The organism is Mobiluncus curtisii ATCC 43063 (assembly GCF_000196535.1).
Lineage (GTDB): Bacteria > Actinomycetota > Actinomycetes > Actinomycetales > Actinomycetaceae > Mobiluncus > Mobiluncus curtisii.
Genome location: NC_014246.1, coordinates 1,774,193 through 1,799,627 on the forward strand (window position 1 = coordinate 1,774,193; position 25,435 = coordinate 1,799,627).

A 25,435-nucleotide genomic window follows, 5' to 3' on the forward strand; every position below is an offset into this window, starting at 1 on the left:
ATTTGTTTGCCTTTTGAAGGAGTCCACCTTTGATAGATATGACCCTTGACGCCCTACGTGAGGCGATTGGTTTGGAACCTGGGGAAAACTCGACTCGGATTCAAGGCAGTGCGCACACCGATTCGCGTTTGGTCAGCACCGGAGATGTCTTTGTGGCGTTGCCTGGAGAAAACACTGACGGGCATCACTTCTTGGGTTCCGTGGCTCGCCGTGGGGGAAAGGTTGCCATCGTCAGCCACGACCGCACCGAGATTCTCAATCAAGGGTGGGCGACCGCCGAAGAGTTGGACCAGTTGACCGTGCTGCAGGTCTCCGACCCGCAATATGCCTTGGGGCGGCTGGCTCGGGCGCACTTGCGACAACTGCGTGCCCAAGCCCGCGGAGGAACCGGCAAACTAAAACTCGTCATTGGCATTACGGGGTCCGCCGGGAAGACCACCACCAAAGACCTGACGAAGCAGCTTTTATCCACCAAAGGTGCCACTGTTGCCCCCGTGGCATCATTCAATAATGAGGTCGGACTGCCGCTGACAGTCTTGGAAGCGGACGTGTCTACCGAGTACCTGGTTTTGGAAATGGGCGCTTCGCAGCCCGGTGACATCGCCTATCTGACCGACATTGCGCCACTGGATGTGGCTCTGGTCCTGATGGTGGGAGTGGCACACCTGGAGTCGTATTCATCGGTTGAAGCCTTAGCAGCCGAGAAAGCGACCATCCTGGAAAACTTGGGGCCTTCAGGGATGGCCATTTTGAATGCGGACGACCCGCGGGTGGAAGCCATGAGCGGACGGACTTCGGGACGTCTCATGTACTTTTCAACGAAAAAGAACACCCCGGTGCGCATCACCGACTTGCGACTGGACGAGGCCGCACGTGGCAGTTTCCTGCTGCACACCCCGGAGGGTAGCGCTCCGGTACAGCTGCAGCTCCTCGGTGCGCATCACGTCACCAATGCGGTGGCAGCCGCGGCGATTGCGCATGTCGCCGGGATGACTCCTGCCGAGATTGCAACTGTGCTCTCAAATGCTACTCCGGTCAGCGAACATCGCATGAACCTGGTGCATTTGGCAGACGGAGTCGACCTCATTGACGATGCGTATAACGCGAACCCAGATTCGGTGCGAGCCGCCCTGGACGTGATTGCGAAATCGGGAGCCACTCGGCGCGTGGTGATTGTGCTGGGGGACATGCTGGAACTGGGCGAGACATCTCCGCAACTGCATGGAGAAATCGGGCGTTACGCCGCGAACCTCGGAATTTCGGTGCTGCTGACCGTCGGACCGATGGCGAAGCACATCGAAAGCGCGTACTCCGCGCTGAAGCGCGACGGGGAAAGTCATCAGGTGATGGATGCCACCGCTGCCGGTCGGTTGCTGCAAGAGATTGTGCGTCCCGGTGATTTGATTTTGGTTAAAGGTTCTCACGGTTCGGGTTTGTGGAAATTGGCGCAAGAAATTGAAGAAAGGGGCCGCGTCCGATGACTGCGGTATTGACTGCCGGTTTTATCGCCCTTCTATTTGCCCTGCTGGTCACCCCGTTCTATGCGAAATGGCTGGTCAACAGGCAGTACGGTCAGTTTATTCGCCAGGATGGTCCCACCGCGCACTATACGAAACGCGGTACGCCCACCATGGGCGGGGTCATCATCATCCTTGCCATCATTATCGGGTGGGGAGCGGGACACGTTCACCAGGTCGTGACCAGTGGCAAGGGACCTACCGTTTCGTCCCTGGTTCTCATCTTCTTGCTGGTCGGTCTGGGATTCATCGGCTGGTTAGACGATTGGATTAAGATTTCTAAACACCGTTCTCTAGGGCTAAACCCGACTGGGAAGATACTTGGTCAGTTGGCGGTAGGGTCCATATTTTCTGGACTGGCACTAGGATTTGAGAACTCACGTGGGCTGAGCCCCGCTTCCACGAAAATTTCTATCATCCGGGACACGAACCTGGATTTGGCTTTCGCCGGTATTGGGCTGGGCGTGGTGCTGTTCCTGATTTGGGCAAACTTCCTGGTGGCAGCCTGGTCTAACGCGGTGAACCTGACGGATGGTCTGGATGGGTTAGCGACCGGCGCTTCGATTTTCGTCTTCGGCGGGTACACCATGATGTCTTTCTGGCAGTTCTCGCAGCGCTGCGGTATCGAGGGCACGAAAGCTCCCGCGTGTTACGCTGAAATCCGCGACCCGCTGGACATTGCGATTTTCTGTGCGGCAGTGGTCGGGGCGCTGATTGGATTTTTGTGGTGGAATGCCTCACCGGCGCGTATTTTTATGGGCGATACCGGCTCACTTGCACTGGGAGGTATTCTGGCGGGAGTTTCGATTTTCACCCACACCGAGTTCCTGGCAATCATTATCGGTGGTCTGTTCGTGATGGAAGTCATCAGTGACATTATTCAGGTCGGGTTCTTTAAAGCCACTCACAAGCGCGTGTTTAAGATGGCTCCGATTCATCATCACTTTGAATTGTTGGGTTGGAAAGAAATTACCGTGGTCGTGCGCTTTTGGATTATTGCTGGGTTGATGACGGCCGTTGGAGTGGGACTGTTTTATTTCGATTGGGTGATGAAACTGTGAAAGATACACAATTTTCCGGTGCTTCCATTGGCGTATTGGGGCTGGGGAAGTCCGGGCGTGCCGCAGCCGACGTGCTGGCCGCTCTCGGAGCCCATGTGACCTGCTACGACGCGAACCCGGACGCCTTACAACAGGCACGTGAGGAACTTGGTGACCGGGTGGACTATTGCGCCGCCACGGGCGAACAGCTCCAGGGCGAGGCAGCCGCCGCGAAAGGGCACAAACTTTTCATAGTCTCTCCAGGAATTGCTCCGCATAATCCTCTCTATCGCCTCCCCGAGGCTAGCGCGCCCATGTGGTCAGAAGTCGAACTGGCGTGGCAGATTCAGGAAGCCATCGGTAACCGTAACTGCAAGTGGTTGTGCATTACCGGCACGAATGGAAAGACCACCACGACCGGAATGCTGGCACAGATGCTCATTACTGGTGGCGTCGTAGCAACCGCAGTGGGTAACTATGGCACGCCCATCGTCCAAGTGGCTGCCGAAGGAGCCGTGGATGCACTAGCGGTGGAATTGTCCTCGGCACAGCTACATTCCACTTACAGCTTGAAACCTTGGGCATCCGTGTGGCTAAACTTCGCGCCTGATCATATCGACTGGCACGGCAGCGCCGACGAGTATGCTTGGGACAAATCGAAAGTCTATTGCGGGGTGCAGCGTGCCGCCCTGTATCCTGCTACTGAGGAACTGCCGACCAAGGTGCTAAGCAAACGTTTCGTCCAGGAACAGGGCTTTCCTGTGGAAAAGTGCATCGGTTTAACACCGGGTATTCCCACCCCGGGCTTTTTGGGTGTGATTGAGGATGTCATTGTGGACCGCGCTTTTGGGGAAAATAACGAAACCCAGGCGCTGGAACTGGCAACTTTTGCGGACCTGGAACACTTGAGCGGAGCAAAAACGCCGACCTCAGCCCTGCTGGCAGATACTCTGGCAGCAGCCGGACTGGCGCGCTCCTACGGTTTGCAGCCTGTTTGGGTGCGCCGCGGAATTCGCGAGTTTGAGCTGGCAAATCATCGCCGTGCTGTAGTAGGCACGTTCGGGGGCGTGACCTATATTGATGATTCCAAAGCGACAAATACACACGCGGCAGCCGCGTCACTGCGTGATATTGCCGATAAGCGTGCCGTGTGGATAGTCGGGGGCGACGCGAAAGGTCAAGATTTTCATTCTCTGGTGCAAGCGGTGGCTCCGAAGGTGAAAGCTGCCGTGCTGATTGGTCTGGATCCGGAGCCTTTCGAGAGTGCATTTGCTGAAAACGGCGCGGGAATCCCAGTGAAACGGGTCGCTCCGGGGGACAATCTTATGGAGAGAACACTCAACGAGGCGCGAGCTTTAGCCGTTTCGGGGGACACCGTGCTGTTGGCTCCGGCTTGTGCCTCATGGGATCAGTTCAACAACTATCACGAGCGTGGCGACCAATTTGCTCAAGTGGCGCGGAGACTGGGGGAGAACCAAGATGGCGGGGAGGAACAAGGCTCCTAAGACACCTCGAGACGCAAAACTACCGAAGGTTTCCTCGCGAAAGTCAGCCCCCGTCTTGGTTGACGTCAACTCCGTCTCAGCCCGAGCCGCCGCGTCATCCCGGGAAAAGCCCGCGCTCCCTACCTTGATTGGGGGGTGGAAGAACCAGCCGGTCCTGAGTTATTACCTGATTTTGGTCACCACCCTGCTGCTGTTCATCATTGGCTTTATACTGGTGTTTTCTGCCTCGACCATCACCGCCCTGGAAAGTGGGGCAAACCCGTTTCTGTCCTTTGGGAAACGTTCGCTGATTTATGCCGCGGCACTGCTGATTTTGCTGATTACTTCTAGAATTCCGTTGGCTTTTTATCAAAAGTGGACCTGGTGGTTCCTGGGAGCGTCATGGTCGCTGCAGATTATGGTGTTCGTGCCGGGTATGCACGGTGCCTCTGCGGGCGGTAACACGAACTGGATTAACCTCGGTGGTGTCTTTACCATCCAGCCTTCCGAGTTTATGAAGCTGGCTCTGGTAGTTGCGTTGGGGCGGGTCTTGGCAGATCCGGAACTGCGGGAGGCTAGAGATCAGAAACACTGGCTGCTCAATGCCGGGCTGCCCGCGGTAGGGTCGCTGGGCTTGGTCATGATTGGGCGAGATTTGGGCACCGCGATGGTGATGGCAGCGCTCATTTTGTCGGCGGTATTCGTGGCAGGGATTCCCTGGCGATACTTTGCGGGGATCATCCTGTTGGGAATTTTTGGGGTCACCCTGGCGGTGATGAGTTCCGCCAACCGTCGCCGCCGCGTCTTTGGATTCATGGATGCCTCCACCACTGACCCCACCGGTATTGGCTACCAGCGACAGCACGGCTTGTGGTCTTTGGCTACCGGGGGATTGACCGGGGTCGGTCCGGGAGCCAGCCGAGAAAAATGGTCCTACCTGCCGGAAGCGGATACGGATTATATTTTTGCCATCTTGGGTGAGGAATTTGGAATTCTGGGGACTTTCCTGGTTCTGGGTTTGTTTGTGGTGCTGTGCTTGACAATGATGCGGATGATGACTCCCGAAACCAATCCGTTCGTGTGCTACACCGTAGCGGGTCTGACAGGCTGGATTTTTTCCCAAACTATCATCAATATCGGTGCCGTGATTGGTCTGCTCCCGATTATTGGGGTGCCCCTACCGCTGCTTTCTTCAGGTGGATCCTCCTTGCTCTCCATCATGGCAGCGATGGGAATGATGATGTGTTTCGCGCGTGCCGAACCAGGGGCGGACGCAGCCCTGAAAGCTCGGATGCGTCCCCTGCGGCGCGGGGCAGCGGTGTTGCTGCCCGGACGGGTGCACCGTTGAACGTTTCTCTTGACATCGGTGAAGTGGGGAAAAACGGTCGCATACTTCCCGACAACCGCACCTTAAACCGTGCCCTGAAAAAGTTTCTGGATAAAACACGCTAAAGTTGAGGGTGTGAGTGACATCTCGAGACCGGTCATTGTTTTCGCAGGCGGCGGTACCGCGGGACACGTGAATCCTTTGCTGGCGACTATTGCCGCACTAAAGTCCACTACATTCGACTTCGATCCTCTGGTCGTGGGCACTTCCGAAGGGTTGGAAAGTGAGTTAGTTCCTGCCGCCGGCTACGAACTGTTGACCATTCCCCGCTTGCCCATGCCGCGTCGTCCAAGTTCGGATTTGGTCCGTTTGCCCGTCAAGATGCGTCGCGTGGTGGCGTTGCTGCGCGATACTTTCCAAAAACGGGGGGTACGCCTGGTGGTGGGCTTTGGTGGCTACGTTTCCACTCCGGTGTATTTCGCCGCGAAACGCCTGGGCATTCCCATCGTCATTCATGAACAAAATGCCAGGCCGGGGCTTGCCAATCGGGTGGGATCACGCTACGCCGCTGGGGTTGGTCTGACTTTTGAGGGTACCGGGCTGAAATCGAAACACGGTGAGACCCGCGTGGTCGGTCTGCCCTTGCGACCCAGCATCCTCGCACTGGCTCATCAGCTGGAAATGCCCCTGACCAGGGACGCGGCACGTGCTGAAGCTGCCGAATTCTTTGGTTTGCCGCCTTCGAACCCCACGGTGTTGATAACCGGAGGCTCTCTGGGAGCGCAACGTCTCAACGAAGTCTTGCCCGACGCGCTTTTGCGAGTGTTCCAGGAAAATCCTTCCGCCCAGGTCATTCACCTCACCGGGAAAGGTAAGGACGGTCCGGTCCAGGATTTCGTTACGAAACATCATCTGGAGCAGCGTTACCAGGTGCGAGACTATCTCACCGAGATGCACTATGGTCTGGCGCTAGCTGACTGTGTAGTGTGCCGTGCGGGGGCGGCAACTGTCGCGGAAAATACCGCCCTGGCGATTCCTACTCTTTACGTGCCTCTACCCATTGGCAATGGGGAACAGGCTCTGAACGCGCGCGGGGTAGTGGAAGCCGAGGGAGCGTTCTTGCTCGATCAAAAGAAACTAACTGAGTCTACCGCTGCCGAACTGCTGCTACGTCTGCTAGACCCCGAGCAAAACGCCACCATGCGCGCGGCGGCAGCCCAGGTCGGTACCACGCGCGGGGCAGAAAATCTCTGCGATCTCATCCTGACAGTCTGGCGTGAAACATCCGGAAAATCCGAGGAGGTCTAAACATGCACGAATTTAAAGACAGTTCCACGAATCTGTCCAACGTCACTGCTGCCCACGAGGTCCCCTCTGACCAGGAATTTTATCTGATTGGTATCGGCGGGGCGGGCATGAGTGTCCTCGCGCTATTGCTGCATGACCTGGGGTATCAGGTGTCCGGTTCCGACCAGGTGCCAGCTGATACCTTGGGACAACTGCGCGAGGCGGGTATCAATGTTTACGTGGGACACCGGGAGGAACAGGTTCCCGCTAATGCCATCGTGGTGGTGACTTCAGCGATACATGAGGATAACCCCGAAGCTGCCCGCGCCAAGGCTCTGGGCTTAGAAATCTGGCATCGTTCTCAAGCCCTGGACTTTTGTACTCGTTCTCACGAGCTGGTGGCGGTGGCTGGGGCGCATGGCAAGACCAGCACTTCATCCATGATGGCTCACGCCCTGCTGGACATTGGCGCGGATCCGTCCTTTGCTATCGGGGGAATTATCGCCGATTTGGGGACGGGAGCACGTTTGGGATCAGGTTCCGCCTTTGTCATCGAGGCTGATGAATCCGATGGATCTTTCCTGAATTATTCACCCGCGGTGGAAGTCATCACCAACATTGAGCCGGATCACCTCGATCACTGGGGCAGCTCGGCAGCGTTTGAGCAGGCGTTCGTGGACTTTACCGGTCGACTGCGCAAGGGTGGGGCGTTGGTGCTGTGTGCCGATGATGCCGGGGTCAAAAGGCTCGCTGAGCAGGTTTCAGAGCGAGGCGGCGCTGACGGTCCACGGGTTATTTCCTATGGTTTCGGGGTCCCCCTGGCTGGAGATGTCGTAGTGCAGTTGCACGAACCGGAACTGGGACCGGGTCGAGGTCAATGCCAAGTTACTATCACCGATGCTGGACAGCAGGTGTTTCATGGGCAGTTGAACTTGCGTATCGGCGGTCAACACATGCTGTTGAATGCGGGTGGGGCCCTGGGGGCTGCCTATGTCCTGGGGGTTGACTTGCCCCAGTTCATCGCGGCGTTAAGGACTTTTTCGGGAGCTGACCGCCGGATGCAGCCGGTTGGAGAACGCGATGGGGTACGTATCTATGACGATTATGGACACCATCCCACCGAGATTGCTGCTACCTTGCAGGCGGCTCGTGACCTGGCAGGTAAGGGCAGACTGCTGGTGTGCTTCCAGCCGCATCTGTATTCTCGAACCTACCATAACGTCGATGCTTTCGCCCGCGTTTTTGCTACGGTGGATGACTTGACCGTATGCTCGGTATATGCTGCTCGCGAAGCGCCGATTCCCGGTGTGAATGGCAATATCATCACCGAGCATCTCGGGAAGGGAACCTATGTAGCGGATATGTACGCGGCGGGACTGCACGCGTTCCGGGCTGCTCGTCCCGGCGATTTTCTGTTGTTCTTGGGGGCTGGCTCCATCACTCACGTCGGTCACGCTATTGCCGCAGGACATGACTATGCATCGGTGGAACAAGCGACTCAGGCGAAAGCGAGCCAGGCGTGAAACCACCTTCTCGTCCCACCCTGGGGAAGCCCGCAGAGGGTCGTGGCTCTCGTCGGGGGCGATCCCGGCGACCCGTAGTTGACCCCAAAAGCGTTGACCTCGGCAAGGACGCTCCGTCCCGCCCTCGTGAGCGCGCCACCGCGACCGATACGGCGAACCCCGGAACTTCTGCTTCCGAAGCAAAATCAAAAAAGCCGACTCCGGCGCAACTCAACAAACAGGAACGCGACGAAAAAAAAGCTACTAAGAAAGCGCAAAAGCGGGCTGCGAAGGCAAACCGAGAGGCGGTGAAAGCTGCCCAAAAAGTTTCTCAGCATAAACGCAATCCAAAGGCAACCTCCGCTGAGGGGGCTCGTTTTGAGGCAAGTTCCCCCTGGGATTCGCTGCGGGTGGCAAGCGTAGATAACACGCTGTTGGATCGGTTAGAGGAACAAGAATTTATTCGCCGTCACCGGCTACGACTGCGGGTTTCCGGACTGATAGGGGTGCTGCTGGGAATCCTGATTGTTTTGTATGTGCTGTTTTTTTCGCCACTATTCGCCTACCAGCTCTCCAAATGCCATGTCACGGGCACTCGCAATGTAGACATTGGCCAGATTTGCCAAGCTACTCAACGTTTCGAGGGACGCTCTATCACCAGTCTGGCGACGGCAGGTGTGGCAAAAACGGTGCTGCAGGAAGTTAGTGCCCTGAAGGACGCGAAAGTTTCACCGGCTTGGCTGCACGGTTTGAACATTCACGTTGTGGAGCGTGTTCCGGTGGCTACCGTGCGGCAAAATGGCAAGGTCGTGGGTGTTGATCGATCCGGAGTGGTGTTGGAGATTGCCCCTGGCGATGTGGCGGGACTGCCGCAGCTGGATGTCGATATGGAGAAGCTCGGCGGGCAAACTCGCAAGCTGGTAGATGCAGCTTTAATTGCCTTTGGGGATATGCCCCAGGAACTGCGATCTATGATTGCCGCGGTGACTTCCGACGATCCGGCTCAGCTGCAGTTTAAGTTGCGTGACGGGCGCAGTTTAATTTGGGGTAATTCGCGTGACTCGGTGGAAAAAGCCCAGGTAGCTAAGCTTTTGTTCACGGTGCAGGACGTGAAAGTGGTCGACGTTTCCAACCCGGAGCGCCCTTCAACCCGCTGAATGCGAACGTGGAGCTGCTCAGACAAACAACTTTCGCGAGAACCGGATTGAGTCAGCTCGGGAGAGTGAGCGCCGCTAGTACCGCGAGGTTAGACCACGAGAGACGCACATCAGCAGCGGCTTGCAGGGCAGGTTTGGCTTGGTAGGCGACCCCCAATCCAGCGGCGCAAACCATTTTCAGGTCATTGGCGCCGTCTCCCATCGCTACGCAGCGATTGAGACCTATACCTAGCTCGGCTGCCCACGAACGCAGACAAGTTTCCTTAGTTTCGGCGGTCACAATGTCTCCCTCAGGGGCACCGGTGAGCTGACCGTTTGCCACCTCGAACCGGTTGGCCTTAACGAAGTCCAGCCCGATTTGCGTTGCGGGTGGTTCCACCAGTTCCATGAACCCGCCGGACACCACCCCGACTTTTACGCCGTGGTGATGAAAAGCCGACACCATCTGTGTCGCTCCCGGTGAAAAATGATAATCCTGGCGCACTTGATCCAAGACACTGACCGATAGACCCCGTAATGTTCCCATGCGACGCCGCAGGGACTGGGCAAAGTCGAGTTCTCCGCGCATTGCGGCAGCAGTGATGGAAGCGACTTCTGCCTGTGTCCCGGCGTGGGCAGCCACTAGGTCGATGCCTTCCCCGGTAAACAACGTAGAATCCCCGTCCAAAACTACAAGGGCAGGACCTCGTAACGCCATTTCTCCAGACGTTATCGCTACAGCGAGTTGCGGTGAATCCAGTTCAATTTCAATAGCGCGGGTCCACGCCGCTCTCTGTTCCCGAGAGGTAGATGGTGCGGCGGGAACTTCCAGAGATACTCGATTAAGTTCCTCTGACGAGGAACGGACTGGTGGCGCGGCGGGGTTCAGTCCGGTAGCGTGCAGCACCGCGGACAGAAACGCCTCCGGGGCTATATCCGCAGTGTCTTTTTCCCACACGCAGGTAAAACGCAGGGGCAGCGAGAGTTCAGCCATGGGCTACTGCTCGACCCGAGTGCCTTTGGGGACGACCGTAATCCCGGAATCAGTCACCAGGAAGCCGCGCGCCCGGTCTTGTTCGAGGTCAACGCCAATAGTGACGCCCTCACCAACGTAAACGTTCTTGTCCAAGATAGCACGGTCGACTTTTGCATGCCGCGCCAGTACCACGCCGTTCATCAAGACCGAGTCAGTCACTTCGGACCAGGAATTCATACGAACTCCGGGGGAAATGATTGAGTGGACACACAGAGCCCCAGAAATAATCGTGCCGCTGGAGACAAAAGAGTCAATGGCATGTCCCATGCGGGAATCATCCCCGTAGACGAATTTGGCGGGGGGCAGTTCGCCGTCCACCGTCGTCATAATCGGCCACTTCGGGTTATACAGGTTAAAAATGGGGTGGACCGCAATGAGGTCCATTGACGCTTCGTAATAGGCGTCAATAGTACCGACGTCACGCCAATAGTCCCGGTCCCGTTCGGTCGAACCGGGGATATCGTTGCGGATAAAGTCGTAGCAGTGGGCTTCCCCGCGAGAGACAAAATATGGCACTATGTCCCCACCCATATCGTGATTTGAGTCGTCATTTTGAGAGTCTCGCTGCAGTGCCTCGAGCAGGGCATCAGTGTTGAATACGTAGTTACCCATGGAGGCGAGGACTTGATTGGGTGCATCGGGCAGCCCGACCGCATCGTGGGGTTTTTCCCGGAAAGCAGTGATTTTCCCGGCTTCGTCGGCTTCAATGACTCCAAAGGAAGATGCCATTTGCAGAGGCTGCCGAATGCCTGCCACCGTGGCGGGCAGTCCAGACTCGATGTGTTCCTCCACCATCTGTGAGAAGTCCATCCGGTAGATGTTGTCAGCCCCGATAATCAGCACGTAATCAGGGCGTTCGTCACTGATGATGTTTTCAGATTGAAAAATTGCGTCTGCTGACCCCATGTACCAGTGTTTCCCGGTGCGTTGCTGAGCTGGTACAGGTGCCACATAGTTGCCCAGAATGTTCGACATATGCCAGGCCGTAGCGATGTGTCGGTCTAAGGAATGTGACTTGTATTGGGTCAGGACGATAACCCGGTGATAGCCGGAGTTCACCACGTTTGACAACGCGAAGTCAATCAGTCGGTAGTGACCGCCGAAAGGCACCGCGGGCTTGGCGCGGTCTTCAGTGAGAGGCATCAGGCGTTTGCCCTCGCCGCCAGCGAGAATAATTGTCAAAACTTTCGGTTGTGCCATGCATTAACTCTAGGAGATTTTTTAGCTTTTGTGTGGTATTTCTCAGGTTTTTTTACGCGCAAATGGGATAGGTTAGAGGTGCAGTCGCGGTTCGCCACTCAGGGGTTTTCCGGGGATACTACGGACCGAGTTGTACTGGGTCGATTTGTGTTAAAGCGAGGTTGCCATGCGGGTTGATTTGATGAGTCGGGAATATCCTCCGAAAGTCTACGGGGGAGCTGGAGTTCACGTTACCGAACTCGCCAAGGTCTTGCGGCAGCGGGCAGAAGTGAGGGTGCACTGTTTTGAGGGACCTCGCACCCCCGGCACGGAAGGCGGCGAGCCGGGGGTCACCGGCTACGACTATCTGGAAGGGTTGGCAGACGCGAACGCTGCCATCCGCACTTTGGGTGTGGACCTAGAATTTGTGACTGATGCAGCCGGGGCTGACGTGGTGCATTCCCATACTTGGTACGCAAATATGGGCGGGCATTGGGCTTCTTTGATGTATGACATTCCGCATGTTATTTCCGCCCATTCCCTGGAACCGTTGCGTCCGTGGAAAGCTGAACAACTCGGCGGGGGATACCGGATCTCTTCCTGGGCAGAAAAAACGGCTTACGAAGCCGCAGACGCCATCGTGGCAGTGTCTCACGCTATGAAAGACGACATTTTGCGTTGCTATCCCGCTGTCGAGCCTGATCGAGTCCATGTCATCCACAATGGCATTGACCTGACGACCTGGGATTTCTCTAATATCACTCCCGAATTCCGCAGTCGAGTCTGGGCGGACTATGGTCTGAACGAAGATGCCCTCACGATAGCTTTCGTCGGGCGTATTACTCGACAAAAGGGTCTGCCTTACCTGTTGCGGGCGCTGCGCGACGTACCGTGTGACGCCCAAATCGTTTTGTGCGCGGGAGCGCCCGACACCCCAGAGATTATGGCGGAGGTTGAAAGCCTGGTGCATGACCTGCAGCGGGAGCGTCCGGGAGTAGTGTGGATTGCGGACATGCTGGACCGCGCCCACATGATTGCCCTGTTGACCGGCTCGACCTTGTTTGTGACTCCCTCGATTTACGAGCCGCTGGGAATAGTGAACCTAGAGGCGATGGCTTGCGGCTTGCCCGTGGTCGCTACCGATACCGGGGGTATTCCCGATGTGGTTGTTGATGGGGAAACCGGCTTTTTGGTACCCATTGAACAGGTCAATGACGGTACGGGCAAGCCCCTGCATCCTGAAGAATTCGAGTGCGCGATGGCGCAGCGGATTACTGAGATGCTGACTCATCCCGAACGCGCCCGGGAGATGGGACAGGCGGGTCGTAAGCGCGCCCAAGAACACTTCACTTGGGAGGCAATTGGGGAAAAAACTATGGCACTGTATGAAAAAGTCATTGCCCAGCGTCACAATTAACCTAAAGCCCTCCAGCCACGGATAGGAAAGAACAGTATGACTTTGGTCGCCCGGTGTGACAACGTTGAATTGTGGCGTAATCGCACCTCTATTTTGCATAACGTCAATTGGCGGATTCACCTGGGACAGCACTGGGTGGTGCTGGGACCCAACGGGGCAGGAAAGACCACCTTGGTGGATATGCTGGCGGGGCGGATTTACCCCTCGCGAGGGCGGGTGGAAATCCTGGACGAAGTATTAGGGAAAACCGAGATTGCGGAGATTCGTCAGCGGGTGGGATACGCCTCCCCGGCTCTCGCCGGTCAGATTCCCCCGCAGGAAACCGTAGAAAAGACCGTACTATCCGCGATTTGGGGGATGACGGCATCCTGGCGGGAGAGCTACGAAACGGTGGACGTGCAACGTGCCCAAGCTCTGATGAGCATGTTTGAGGTGGCAGATTTGAAAGACCGCGACTTTGCCACCTTGAGCCAAGGCGAGAAACAGCGCGTTTTGGTGGCTCGAGCCCTCATGATAGACCCGGAAATGCTGATTTTGGACGAACCGGCAGCTGCCCTCGACCTGGGCGGGCGCGAACTGTTGCTGAGCGGTCTGGCGGAATTGGCGCGCGACCCGAAAAGCCCGGTCATGGTCATGGTTACGCATCACTTGGAGGAAATCCCCCCCGGGTTTACCCACGCGCTAGCACTTAAGGAAGGCCGCGTGTTTGCCGCCGGTCCCCTTGAAAACGTGCTGACCAGCTCCACTATGAGCGCCATGTATGGTCTTGAACTGGAGATAACGCACACGGAGCAGGGGCGCTACACCGCCAGAATGAAGTCTTAGACCAGGACACTTTGAGCATCCGGGAAAACCCCGGAACACACTATTGAAAGGGAGAAAACCGTGGATTCTCGCCAAGAAGACGTGATTCGGCAGGTGGGGGAACGCGACGTGAAATATGTGCGTCTCATGTTCACCGATGTGTTGGGTGTCTTGAAATCTGTCACGATTGCGCCGGTAGAACTGGAACGAGCCTTTACAGAAGGAGTGGCTTTTGACGGCTCTTCCGTGGAAGGTTTCACCCGCGTGGCGGAATCAGATATGTTGCTGTTCCCCGATGCCACAACGTTTCAGATTATGCCCCAGCTCGCGGACATCTCGGAGGACACTATCGGGAGGATGTTCTGTGACGTGTACAACCCGGACGGGACCCGTTCGCATTCCGACCCTCGCTACGTGCTGGAACGCACCATGAAACGGGCTCAAGCGCTGGGATTCGTGCCCTACGCGCATCCCGAAATCGAGTTTTACCTGTTCAAACAGCCCGGCAGTTTGGAGGAGCGCCTGCGCCCGGTGGACCAGGGCGGTTACTTCGATCACGTTTCTGCAGGTCCGGGCAACGCCTTTCGTCGGTGGGCAGTGCGGATGCTGGAAGAGTGCGGCATTTCGGTTGAGTTTTCCCATCACGAGGGGGGTCCCGGACAAAACGAAATCGACTTGCGTTCCGTCGATGCCCTGTCTTGTGCGGATAATCTGGTGACTACGCGTGAAGCGGTAGAGGACCTGGCAGAAGTCAAAGGTCTGCTGGCGACGTTTATGCCTAAACCGGATATTGATTTTCCCGGTAACGGGATGCACGTGCATTTTTCGCTGTGGGAGGGCGACCAAAATGCGTTTTATGATCCCGCCGCCGCTGACCATCTGTCCATTGTGGGACGCCAGTTCACCGCCGGTCTGCTGCACTATGCCAAGGAAATCTCTGCCATTGTCAATCAGCATGTGAACTCGTATAAGCGACTGTGGGGCGGGGATGAGGCGCCAGCTTTCGTCTGCTGGGGGCACCATAATCCTTCCGCTCTGATACGTGTGGCAGATCACAAGCCAGGTCTGCACACTTACACCAGGGTCGAGTACCGTGCTCCCGACCCCGCGATGAACCCATACCTGGGGTTTGCCCTGATTATCGAAGCGGGGCTAAAAGGAATTGAGCAGCGCATGGAACTGCCCGAAGAAGCCGAGGACAACGTGTGGGAGATGAGCGATGCGGAACGGAAAGCCTACGGCATCGAGACTCTGCCGCGTTCTTTGGAAGACGCGATTTGCTATCTGCAAGATTCCGAGTTGGTGCCGGCGGTCCTGGGTGAAGAAGTCTTTGATTACGTGTTGCGCACGCGGCTGGCGGAATGGACCGAGTACCGCCACCAGGTGACGGAACAAGAGAAACGCTTGTTGCTGCATTTGCATTAGTCCATGCCAATGGTTCCCCCGCGGCGGTGGGGACTGTGGGGCTGAAAGGGAGAGAATGGCTCGAGAGTATTCCGAGACGGTGGCGCTGCTAACCTCCGGGGTGGAAGACGTCGAGCGTGCCAAGACCCGGTTGACTGCCATCACGCAGGCAGCTCCCCAGGTGGACATCCCGCAACTCATCGAGAATCTCGGTCAGACAGCGGACCCTGACCTGGTGCTGTTGGGTTTGGATCGAATTTTTTCTGAGGATGCCGCCCACCCGTCGGGCATTACCGAGACGCTGAGTGTGCGCCAAATTGGAAACCGCACATTGCAGCTGTTGGGGGCGTCTGAATTCTTTGCCAGTTACCTGGCGACGCACCCGGCAGCCCTTGAACTCCTGGAACAGGAGCCTGAACCGGAGACCTACTCGGCACGGCTGCTCCGCGCGGTAGGGGCAAAGAATCTGGGTACGGTCAAAAACCCGTGCTGGGTCGCTGACCCGCAAGCTCACGACTTGGAACTGCGGCGGGTTTACTACGCGCTGCTGGCGCAACTGGCTGCGGAGGACCTGGCTCACGCGGGAGAAACAGCCGCCAAGGCTGAGTTTCAAGCGACTTCCCGGCGCATCAGCGACCTGGTCGATGCCGCGCTAGAGGCGAGTCTGGCATTAGCTCGCCGCGATCATGACCCGGAGGGTCTGATTGCTTTTAGCGTGGTGGCAATGGGAAAGACCGGGGCGCGGGAGCTGAACTATATTTCCGACGTCGATGTTATTTATGTGGGGCAAGCCCAGGAGGATGCCGACCTGGACCCCGCCGAGGTAAATCGGCGTGCCACCGCGATGGCGCAGGCGCTCGGTTCCTATTGTTCTGCGACTGGACCGGAACCGGCACTGTGGATTTTGGATGCCGCGCTGCGTCCCGAGGGCAAGGATGGCGCGCTGGTGCGTAATCTGGAATCTCACCTGGATTATTACCAGCGTTGGGCAAAGACTTGGGAATTTCAGGCACTGCTGAAGGCTCGCCCGGCAGCAGGGGACCGGGAACTGGGCGCCCGTTACCTGAGCACCATCCGTCCTTTTGTGTGGTCCGCGGTAGAACGCGAAGGTTTCGTGGAAGATACCCGAGCTATGCGGCGGCGGGTAGAAAAGCTGCTGGATCCGAAAAAGGCAGGCCGGGAAATTAAACTCGGCGCCGGGGGGCTGCGTGATGTGGAGTTTACGGTACAGCTGTTGCAGCTGGTGCATGGCAGGGTCGATGAGAGCCTGCGGGTGCGCGGAACCTTGGACGCTTTACAAGCCCTCATTGCTGGAGGCTACATAGGTCGCGACCAGGGCGAAGAAATGGCTGACTATTACCGGTTCCTGCGGGTCATTGAGCATCGCACCCAGCTGGACCGAATGCGCCGCACGCACCTGTTTCCCCAGGATGCTCAGCTGCGGAGGGTCGCGCGCTCTATTGATGTGACGCGGTTTTCTGAGGGGGCGAAACTGACTCAGGCTTGGCAGGAAGTGCGGCACAAGGTTCGGGGACTGCACGAGGAGATTTACTACCGCCCGTTGCTGCCTGCGATGGCGAAACTGTCAGCGGGGGTAGCGGCTTTGGACAGTGTTGCCGCGCAATCCCGGTTGCAAGCTATCGGTTACCGCGACCCCAAGCGCGCTTTGGAACATATTGAAGCTTTGACTTCTGGAATGAGTCGGCGGGCGGCGATTCAACGCCAGCTCTTGCCGGTGCTGCTGGATTGGCTTGCTGATGGGGTGGATCCTGATGGCGGTTTGTTGGCTTTCCGGCAAGTGTCCGATGCCTTGGGGGATACGCATTGGTATCTTGGTTTGCTGCGTGATTCGGGTACCGCTGCCCGGAGTTTGACCCGGTTGCTGTCGTCTTCGCCTTTGGTGGCGGGTCTGTTGCCCGCTAATCCAGACGCTATTAAGTGGCTTGATGACGAGTCTCAGTTACGCGGGCGTACACGCGAGGAACTCGAGCGCGAAATCCTGGCTACTTTTGAGCGCCAACCGGATTTGGACAAGCAAGCCGCGCGGCTGCGGGCAGTGCGCGGACGGGAACTGTTGCGGGCAGCTATGGTGGACGTGCTGCAAGGCATTGACCCGCTGCGAACCGCCCAGCGTTTAACTGACGTGGGTGAAGCCGTCCTCGCGGGGGCTTTCGACCTGGCATTACGGAAGCTCAAAGCGCAGCTGCCTCCGACTGCACCTGGTCACAAGGGCGGTGGGGAGCCACCGTCCGCGCAGGTTGCGCTTGCGAGTCCTGCGACGCGCGCTTTAGCGTCCGCTGGATATTATGCGGACCACTTAATAGTGGGGATGGGTCGATTTGGCGGTGGTGAATCTGGTTACCCTTCTGATGCTGACGTGGTGTTTTACTATCGTCCGTGGCAGGAGCCGGGCAATCCGGCAGGGGGATATTTGCGGGCAACGCCGGCGGATTTGCCGGTAGTGGGGACAGAGGCAGACTCTGCCACGTCAGAAATTCGCAAGCGTGCCGTGATGGAAGCGACCAGCCTGGTCAATACCGTCAGTTCAATCTTGAGCGGGTCCCAAGCCGGTGCTTGGCGCGTCGATACTGATTTACGTCCCGAAGGTCGTTCCGGGGCTGTGTCCAAGGACTTAGATTTGCTGAAGGATTATTATGCGCGCTGGGCTAGCGCTTGGGAGCGTCAAGCCCTGCTGCGGGCGCGTCCCGTGGTGGGTTCATCGACTTTGCGCACAGATTTTGCCGAGATTGTAGATCCGGTGCGGTTCGACACCCCGCCGGAGGATAAAGAACTGAAAGAGATTCGCCGGTTAAAAGCCCGGATGGAGTCGGAACGGATTGGTGGCGGTCAGGTGTCCGGTGCGGGCAAGACCGGGGCGGCAGTACGCCACGTTAAGCTGGGGCCGGGGGGACTATCCGACGTGGAATGGTCGGTACAATTATTGCAAATGTGTCATGCCCACACCGTGCCCGGGTTGCGCTGCGTGTCCACCGGCGACGCCCTGCGAGCAGCGGTGAGCGCGGGGCTGATTCCTGCCTCGGACGCGGAAATCTTGCGCACTGCATGGATGATGGCAATGTCTATTCGGGCAGCGAACGTGTTGGGCTCAGGGCGGACTACCGGGAAAAAACTCGATGTGTTGCCAGTCGATCGCCTATTGGTGACCACCGCGGCGCTGTTGGGCTACCCAGAGGGCACGCACCAAGACTTAACCGATGACTGGATGCGCGCCGCGCGCCTGGCGCGCGGAGTAGTGGAACAGATTTTTTACTCCTGAAATCTCTGGGGATTTCAATCCAGAAACTGCTGCTATTTTGCGTCAAATATTGAGCCTGGAACCCTTGACGCGATGCAGTAGTGGTGTTAGTTTTAAGATTGAACAAAATGTGTAGGCTTGAGTCTATGCCAGACACAGTCAATAGAACGCATAAAACGTTGATAATTCACGCCACAAGTGTAAAGGAGCACTAAAAATGCGTAAGCCATGCAAAGAAGATAAATTTTCCTTCGGTATTTGGACAGTTGGTTGGCAGGGTGTGGACCCGTTTGGGGTAGCCACACGTGAAGCATTGGATCCTTGGGAATATGCCGAAAAGCTCGCCGAGCTAGGTGCCTGGGGTGTGACTTTTCACGATAACGATGTGTTCGATTTTGCAGCAAGTGAACAACAGCGTCAAGATACCATAAAGAGATTTAAAGAAGCCTGCGACGGGGCAGGATTAGTTATTGAAATGGTTACGACCAACACATTTACTCATCCTATTTTTAAGGACGGAGGGTTGACGAACAATGACCGGGAAATTCGTCGCTTCGGCCTCAAGAAAATTCTGAAAAACGTTGACTTGGCTGCGGAAATGGGCGCCTCGACTTTCGTTATGTGGGGAGGTCGCGAAGGTGCCGAGTACGATTCCTCCAAGGATCTTAACGCCGCTTTTGAACGGTACAAGGAAGGCTTAGATGCTGTTGCGGGCTACATTAAAGAAAAAGGCTACAACTTGCGCATCGGACTGGAACCCAAGCCAAATGAACCTCGCGGTGACATCTTCCTGCCCTCAGTTGGTCATGCTCTGGCATTAATTGCTGAGCTGGAAAATGGGGACGTCGTGGGTCTGAACCCAGAAACAGGTCATGAACAAATGGCTAATCTGAACTATAACCACGCTTTGGCACAAGCGCTGAATGCTGGAAAGCTTTTCCACATTGATTTGAACGGGCAATCTGGGCTGAAATATGACCAGGATAAATGCTTCGGTCACGGAGACTTGGCATCTGCTTTCTTCACAGTGGATTTGCTGGTCAATGGGTTCCCCGGAGGCGGAAATCGTTATGAAGGTCCAATTCATTTTGATTATAAGCCCTCTCGGACTGAGGGATTTGAAGGTGTTTGGGCTTCCGCGGCGGCGAACATGGAAATGTATCTAATGCTTAAGGAAAAAGCTCTCGCATTCCGCGCGGATCCACTTACTAAGGAACTTATGGAAGCAGCTTCCGTGTTGGAGCTGTGCAAACCTACCATGAACGAGGGTGAAACTTACGCGGAATTTATGAACAGCCCTACCGTTAACCCGGAACAGGCATCGCAACGTGAATATCACTTTGTAGAGCTGTACCAACAGGCTATGCGTCACCTTGTGGGATAGGGTCTAATATCTAAATCGAATCGTCTGCTTGTCCCCCATGTGAGAATCACTACAGGATTTTTCATAGTGGTGAGGGCTTAGGAGAGAATATGGCCGTTGTAGCTGGTGTGGATTCTTCAACGCAATCCACCAAGGTATTGATTTGGGACACTGAGAGTCAACAGGTTCTCCGGCAGGGAAGTGCGTCTCACCCGGAAGGAACTTCCGTCAATCCGGAACGTTGGTGGGAAGCCTTTATCTCCGCAGCTCAACAAGCTGGGGGGCTAGTCGATGTAGAAGCGATAAGTGTAGGAGCTCAACAGCATGGTTTGGTCACTTTAGATCAAAACGGGACTGTTGTGCGTGATGCGTTACTGTGGAACGATACCCGTTCAGCCGCTGCCGCTAACCAACTAGTGGAAGAAAATGGATTAGATTTCTGGGTTGAATCCTCTGGCTGCGCACCGGTCGCCTCGTTGACCATTACAAAGTTGAGATGGTTAGTCGATCAGGAGCCCCAATCTTGGTCGCGGGTTGCGGCGATTTGCCTACCTCATGATTGGTTATCTTGGAGGATACAAGGCATCGCAAATATACATGCTCTCTTTACGGATAGATCCGATGCTTCGGGTACGGCATATTTAGATGCTCGTACTGGTGAGTATCGGTATGATTTACTTTCGCACGCTTTGCGAATTCCCGAGCGAGAAGCTCGTCACCTTGTCTTGCCTAAAGTCGTTCCCCCGCAAGGCGTAGGCGGTGTAGTTGCACGTGACATTCCAGAGATTGGGTTGCGGGCAGGAACGAAAATAGCTCCGGGGTGCGGGGACAACGCGGGCGCGGCTCTGGGCTTGGGCTTGCGTGTTGGCGAGGCTGCTATTTCCATTGGAACCTCTTGCGTGGTTTCAGTAGTTTCGGATAAGCCGGTTATTGATAAGTCCGGTTCGGTTACCGGATTTATGGATGCCACAGGTAATTGGCTGCCATTGACCTGTACGTTGAATGGAACTCAAGTTATGGACAAAACTGCAGCTCTCTTGGGGGTAGACCTGTCTACTTTTGACCAGCTGGCGTTGCAGGTTTCGGATACGGACGGGTTACAGATGATTCCCTATTTTCAAGGCGAACGCACTCCGAATTTGCCTGATGCTACCGCGGAAATACGAGGAATGACCCTGCACAACTATGACCCTGCCCACTTGGCGCGAGCCGCTGTGGAGGGGCTAGTGGGACTCATTGATTATGCCCTACAAGCCATTCAAGGATGTGGTGTGGAGATTAACAAAGCCACCCTTATTGGTGGCGGGGCAAAGTCCCCTGCCGTAACTGAGATATTGCCCGTTAAACTCGGAATAGACATCGAGGTAGCGCCGCGAGGAGAGTATGTGGCATTAGGAGCGGCCAAACAGGCTGGTGACTTGATAAGATAACGCTGTTTGGGATTTTGGTTTCCGTGGGGTTACACATCCGTAAGGAGCGTTATGCAAGAGTTCGTCTCTGTTTCTACCCAGCGTGTAATGAACCTGAGACGAGTGCTACATGAAGTTCTTTACGCTGACTCAGATGAAGCGATTACTCGTGCCGCAATTGCCTCCAAGGTGCAAATCACCAGAGCTACCGCGACGCGCCTTTCTGATCAGCTGGTTTCCTTGGGATTACTTCATGAGCTGCCACCCGTCATGACAGGCGGTCCGGGGCGACCGGGTAGGGTCCTAGTGGGAAATAATAATTTAGTCTCTCTGGGCGTGGATATTGGGGTTTCCTGGATTCGCATGATGGGACTAGGCCTCGGAGGAGAGGAACTGTTTCGGAAACAATTTGAACTTGATGTGCCTGCCTTATCTTCGGAGGAAGTATTTTCTCTGGTAGGTAACGAGCTGAACCTGTTTGTTTCCAATCTCTCCAGCAGAGCCGTGATTTTTGCTGTGACGGTGTCAGTGCCTGGTCTTGTTGATAGTGACAACGGCAGCGTCATCTATGCTCCGAACCTCGACTGGACTAACGTTGACGTGTGTCAACAAGTGAATCGTGTCATTCAGTTCTCGGTCAAGTCGATTGAAGTACACAACGAGGCAAATATGGCAGCTTTGGCTCATACGTGGAAACGTCCCGGATGCCCTTCCGGTCTTGATACATTTGCCTATATTTCCGGTGGTGTTGGTGTAGGCGCTGCGGTTATAGAGAATAGGCAGCTTTATTTGGGTCGTCATGGTTGGGTAGGGGAGATTGGTCACCTAACAATTGATCCGCGCGGGATTCAATGTAAATGCGGAGCACAGGGCTGCTTAGAGCGGTATGTTGGCAGACAGGCGTTGGAGATTAGGAGTGGCGATAATGCTGCTTTGGTTGAGTCGGCAAGAGCACTGGGCATGGCATTAGCTGCATTGACAAACATTCTGGACGTGTCCCTCATCATCATCGGTGGCGATGTGACCAACTTGTTTGCAGACTACAGCGAAGAAGTGAAACGACTGATGCGTTTACACACTATTGCAGATGAGCAACGTTCTCTGCAAATTACTGGCTCTGCCTATGAAATGCCCGCTGTGCGGGGGGCCGCTATCCAAGGATTCCAAGCGCTCCTAGATGCCCCTACACATTTCGGGAAATTCCGAGCCGTAGATAAATAAAGTTTATTAGAACTTTATCCTTTAGTGGCTCCTCCTGCTAAACCTGCAACAATGTAACGCTGTAGGAATATAAAGATAAGAAGAACTGGTAAAGCAATAATTGTTGCAACCGCCATTAAATCATTCCAGTTTGTTCCATATTGGCCAATAATCCTATTCAGTGCTACTGTTAGCGGTTGAATGTTCTGATTTGTTGTTAAAGTTAGCGCAAAGGTAAATTCACCCCAAGCCATGAGGAAAGAGAATGATCCAATCATGACTAACCCAGGTTTAATCGTTGGCATGACAATTCTCATGATGGTTTGTAAAGTGTTTAAACCATCCAGCTGTGCTGCTTCTTCTACTTCATAAGGGAACTGTTTAAAGTACGGTCTCAGCAAAATGACAGCAAAAGGTAAAGTTACGGAAATATCCGCCAAAATGACCGATACGTATGTGTTTACCAACCCGACTTGTCGGAACATTACGAACATAGGAATTGATATGGCGATAGCTGGCAGTAATTGTACTACTGTTAACATAACCATCATTGATGTGGTCGTGCGAGTCCGTAATCTCGCAACAGCGTAAGATGATGGAATAGCGATAACAAGGGTCAATAAAAGTACAGAAACTGAAATGACTATTGAATTAAGCAACGCGTTCCACGTACCGTAATTCCCTGTAAAAACTGCTTTATACGATCCGATGTAAAAGTCATGCGGAATGAGTGTTGGTGGATTGGCAAACATCTCCTTGCCTGTCTTAAATGAAGTATTTATCATCCAATAAACAGGGAAGAGGTAGATGACGATTATAAGCCAGCCAATCGCTGACTTGAAAATATTCATTTTCGTCTGGTTGGATAAACGAACAATATTCATCGTAAATCCTCCTCATTTAGGGAGCGTACATAGAACCAGGAGAGAACTAAAGGTAGTATCAGTGTGAGAACTGATGCTGCAGCTCCGTTACCGAACTGGAAGAGCTTGTATGTCTCAAGATAGGTGTAAACGGGTAGTGTAGATGTGGCATCTACCGGACCTCCTTTGGTCATGGTATAGATTAGGTCAAAGACCTTGTATGTGTTAATTACCCCAAGCAATAAGACAGAAATAGAGACTGGTTTCATCAGAGGGAAGGTAATCTTCCAGAATTGCTGCCAAGGATTTGCCCCATCTACGTGGGCGGCTTCATAAAGGGAATCATCAATAGTATGAAGTCCGGAGAGTAAAAGTAAAAGATTGAAGGGAATTCCGACCCAAAGATTTGCAATAATGATAGCTAAAAGCGCGGTGGGACCCACTGTTAACCATTTAATACCTTCGTTAATTACCCCCATATTTATGAGGACATAATTCAAAATGCCGTAATCGGAATCAAATATCCATTTAAATATGGTGCCAGTAACCACGGGCGGAAGTATCCAACCGACAAGTAGCAAGGCTCGCATAACACCGTTGCCGGGAAATGGTCTCCTAAAAAATAGCGCCAAGGCAAATCCTATGACGTATTGAGATACCAAACAGGCAATGGTGAAAATTAACGATAGAACCAGACCGTTCCAGAATTCATGATCATGCAGAACTGTAGTGTAGTTCTTGAAATTATTAAACGTGAATGTTCTGGTAATAAGGTTCGCGCCATTTGCTTCTGTGAGACTCAGAAAAAAATTGTAGAAAAGGGGAAACGCCATGAATATTAGGATATAAATCAGGGCAGGTGCCGCTAGGAGCAGTCCGAGACGTAGTTGGCTGCTTTGCTTTTTCTTAATTTTTCCGTTTGTCTTGTTGGATACTTCCGCTGCCATGGTCACCTCTTAGGCTATTTCTTGGGTAATAGTTTAGAAATAGTGGCTTCGGCATCTTTAGCGGCTTGTTCAGGGCTCTTAGCTCCAGTTAAGGCTTCCTGGATGGAAAGCTGAATGGCCTCGGAAATCTTGTTGTAGTTCTCACCGTAAGAACGTGCGTGTGTGTCTTGCATTTGTTTTTCAAAGACTTGCATATTCGCATCGGTCGACAGCTTCAACTTTCCGGATAGATCCGGGCGGGGGGAAAGTTGTCCTGAAATATCACAGAATGTCTGAACGCCCTTCTGAGAGGTCATCCACTTCACGAATTTCAGTGCTCCTTCTGGGTTCTTGGCACTCGCGAAAGCCACAATGTTTTCGCCGCCCAGACCGGTCGCAGCACGCTGTCCCTTTGGCAGAGGAGCTACGCCCCATTCAAAGTCGACATCTTTCATGTTGGAAATCTCCCATGGACCATTTACCATCATTGCCGTTTGTCCGGTAGTGAACTGGGTACGGGCGTCTTCCTGAGAGTAGTTAGCCACGGCTGAGGACATAGCGCCATCGTCAATCATCCTTTTCAGGAAGCTCAAGGCTTGTCCACCGTACTTCGCGTAGTTGTCAATATCACCACCAGCCTGCCAGACAAACGGCAGCACCTGGAAGGTACCTTGCTCATTCTTAACGCCCGAGATTGCCAAACCTGCTTTACCGTCAGTCGCAAGCTTTTTGGAAGTGGCTGCCAGTTCCTCCCAAGTGCTTGGTGGCTCTGTGATACCGGCTTCGGCAAACATAGTCTTGTTGTAGAACAAAGCTAGGTTATTTGAGTTCATCGGAAGCCCAAATGTCTTGCCATCGAGTTGCGTAGAACTCCATGGTCCTTCAAAGTAATCGTTCTTGAGTGAAGCGGCTTCCGAGGTAATGTCTTGGAGCAGACCCAAAGAAGCAAAATTTTGGTTGTCCACGTTGTCGATAATAGCTACATCAGGAACTTCTCCTCCGACGCCGCCCTGGACAATGGATTTAGATAAGTCTCCAAAAGCAAATGAAGTGCGCTTAATCTTTAAACCGGGATTTTCAGATTCAAAGGCTTTAACCGCTGCTTCCATCGCTTCATTGGAAACTCCCTGACCCTCATAATCCCAGACTTCAATTTCCCCTGAGCTGCTGTTGGAGCCTCCTGCTGAGCCACAAGCAGTTAGGGTGCCGCTCATAGCTACTAGAGCAGCGGCGGCTAGGGCAATAGCCCTCTTATTCATCCTGACTTTCATAGTTATCTCCTTCG

Annotated in this window: 19 protein-coding genes; 14 read left to right on the forward strand and 5 right to left on the reverse strand. The window is 54.6% G+C overall.

The window, feature by feature from the left end; genetic code table 11:
* The first annotated feature begins 29 nt into the window (after positions 1-29).
* The 7 genes from HMPREF0573_RS07710 (at position 30) to HMPREF0573_RS07740 (ending at position 9,314) form a co-directional block, all read left to right on the forward strand.
* Positions 30-1,481 carry a UDP-N-acetylmuramoyl-tripeptide--D-alanyl-D-alanine ligase gene (locus HMPREF0573_RS07710; protein ID WP_041798040.1) on the forward strand — a complete coding sequence of 484 codons (1,452 nt, stop codon included), beginning with the start codon at positions 30-32 and terminating at the stop codon, positions 1,479-1,481.
* Positions 1,478-2,578: a phospho-N-acetylmuramoyl-pentapeptide-transferase gene (mraY, locus tag HMPREF0573_RS07715; protein ID WP_013189483.1), complete on the forward strand. Its 1,101-nt coding sequence runs from the start codon at positions 1,478-1,480 to the stop codon at positions 2,576-2,578. The genes HMPREF0573_RS07710 and mraY overlap by 4 nt, the downstream gene beginning before the upstream one ends.
* Entirely contained in the window at positions 2,575-4,062 is a 1,488-nt protein-coding gene (gene murD / locus HMPREF0573_RS07720; protein ID WP_013189484.1) for a UDP-N-acetylmuramoyl-L-alanine--D-glutamate ligase, read from the forward strand. The genes mraY and murD overlap by 4 nt, the downstream gene beginning before the upstream one ends.
* A complete protein-coding gene (locus tag HMPREF0573_RS07725; protein WP_013189485.1) occupies positions 4,037-5,389 on the forward strand; it encodes an FtsW/RodA/SpoVE family cell cycle protein in 1,353 nt (450 codons plus the stop codon). Before murD ends, HMPREF0573_RS07725 begins: the two co-directional genes overlap by 26 nt.
* Before the next feature lie 114 nt (positions 5,390-5,503).
* Positions 5,504-6,676 carry a UDP-N-acetylglucosamine--N-acetylmuramyl-(pentapeptide) pyrophosphoryl-undecaprenol N-acetylglucosamine transferase gene (locus HMPREF0573_RS07730; protein WP_013189486.1) on the forward strand — a complete coding sequence of 391 codons (1,173 nt, stop codon included), beginning with the start codon at positions 5,504-5,506 and terminating at the stop codon, positions 6,674-6,676.
* A gap of 2 nt (positions 6,677-6,678) precedes the next feature.
* Positions 6,679-8,178, forward strand: a complete 1,500-nt coding sequence (gene murC, locus HMPREF0573_RS07735; protein ID WP_013189487.1) for a UDP-N-acetylmuramate--L-alanine ligase — start codon at positions 6,679-6,681, stop codon at positions 8,176-8,178.
* On the forward strand, positions 8,175-9,314 hold the full coding sequence (locus HMPREF0573_RS07740) for a cell division protein FtsQ/DivIB (protein WP_004010731.1): 1,140 nt from the start codon (positions 8,175-8,177) through the stop codon (positions 9,312-9,314). Before murC ends, HMPREF0573_RS07740 begins: the two co-directional genes overlap by 4 nt.
* Before the next feature lie 52 nt (positions 9,315-9,366).
* Here HMPREF0573_RS07740 and serB read toward each other — a convergent pair whose 3' ends face one another.
* Both serB and glgC read right to left on the reverse strand, forming a co-directional pair.
* A complete protein-coding gene (gene serB, locus HMPREF0573_RS07745) occupies positions 9,367-10,287 on the reverse strand; it encodes a phosphoserine phosphatase SerB (RefSeq protein WP_004010730.1) in 921 nt (306 codons plus the stop codon).
* A gap of 3 nt (positions 10,288-10,290) precedes the next feature.
* On the reverse strand, positions 10,291-11,529 hold the full coding sequence (glgC, locus tag HMPREF0573_RS07750; RefSeq protein ID WP_004010729.1) for a glucose-1-phosphate adenylyltransferase: 1,239 nt from the start codon (positions 11,527-11,529) through the stop codon (positions 10,291-10,293).
* Between the two features lie 166 nt (positions 11,530-11,695).
* On the opposite strand from glgC, the gene glgA reads away from it, so the two are divergent.
* The 7 genes from glgA to HMPREF0573_RS07785 all read left to right on the forward strand — a co-directional run bounded on the left by glgA (position 11,696) and on the right by HMPREF0573_RS07785 (position 22,382).
* Complete coding sequence (gene glgA, locus HMPREF0573_RS07755; RefSeq protein ID WP_013189488.1) at positions 11,696-12,925, forward strand: glycogen synthase; 1,230 nt, start codon at positions 11,696-11,698, stop codon at positions 12,923-12,925.
* A 36-nt stretch (positions 12,926-12,961) separates the two neighbouring features.
* Entirely contained in the window at positions 12,962-13,750 is a 789-nt protein-coding gene (locus HMPREF0573_RS07760) for an ABC transporter ATP-binding protein (RefSeq protein ID WP_013189489.1), read from the forward strand.
* A gap of 60 nt (positions 13,751-13,810) precedes the next feature.
* Positions 13,811-15,154 carry a glutamine synthetase family protein gene (locus tag HMPREF0573_RS07765; RefSeq protein WP_013189490.1) on the forward strand — a complete coding sequence of 448 codons (1,344 nt, stop codon included), beginning with the start codon at positions 13,811-13,813 and terminating at the stop codon, positions 15,152-15,154.
* A 55-nt stretch (positions 15,155-15,209) separates the two neighbouring features.
* Entirely contained in the window at positions 15,210-18,410 is a 3,201-nt protein-coding gene (locus HMPREF0573_RS07770; RefSeq protein WP_013189491.1) for a bifunctional [glutamine synthetase] adenylyltransferase/[glutamine synthetase]-adenylyl-L-tyrosine phosphorylase, read from the forward strand.
* Positions 18,411-18,606: 196 nt separating this feature from the next.
* Positions 18,607-19,773 (forward strand): xylose isomerase, encoded by a 1,167-nt coding sequence (gene xylA, locus HMPREF0573_RS07775; protein ID WP_013189492.1) that lies wholly within the window; start codon positions 18,607-18,609, stop codon positions 19,771-19,773.
* A gap of 89 nt (positions 19,774-19,862) precedes the next feature.
* Positions 19,863-21,182, forward strand: a complete 1,320-nt coding sequence (locus HMPREF0573_RS07780; RefSeq protein WP_013189493.1) for a xylulokinase — start codon at positions 19,863-19,865, stop codon at positions 21,180-21,182.
* 51 nt (positions 21,183-21,233) lie between these two features.
* A complete protein-coding gene (locus HMPREF0573_RS07785) occupies positions 21,234-22,382 on the forward strand; it encodes an ROK family protein (RefSeq protein ID WP_013189494.1) in 1,149 nt (382 codons plus the stop codon).
* Positions 22,383-22,396: 14 nt separating this feature from the next.
* On the opposite strand, the gene HMPREF0573_RS07790 is transcribed toward HMPREF0573_RS07785, so the two are convergent.
* The 3 genes from HMPREF0573_RS07790 to HMPREF0573_RS07800 are packed head-to-tail and all read right to left on the reverse strand — an operon-like array spanning position 22,397 to position 25,421.
* Positions 22,397-23,245: a carbohydrate ABC transporter permease gene (locus tag HMPREF0573_RS07790; RefSeq protein WP_013189495.1), complete on the reverse strand. Its 849-nt coding sequence runs from the start codon at positions 23,243-23,245 to the stop codon at positions 22,397-22,399.
* Complete coding sequence (locus tag HMPREF0573_RS07795) at positions 23,242-24,171, reverse strand: carbohydrate ABC transporter permease (RefSeq protein ID WP_013189496.1); 930 nt, start codon at positions 24,169-24,171, stop codon at positions 23,242-23,244. The genes HMPREF0573_RS07790 and HMPREF0573_RS07795 overlap by 4 nt, the downstream gene beginning before the upstream one ends.
* Before the next feature lie 14 nt (positions 24,172-24,185).
* Positions 24,186-25,421 carry an ABC transporter substrate-binding protein gene (locus HMPREF0573_RS07800; protein ID WP_013189497.1) on the reverse strand — a complete coding sequence of 412 codons (1,236 nt, stop codon included), beginning with the start codon at positions 25,419-25,421 and terminating at the stop codon, positions 24,186-24,188.
* Positions 25,422-25,435 lie beyond the last annotated feature (14 nt).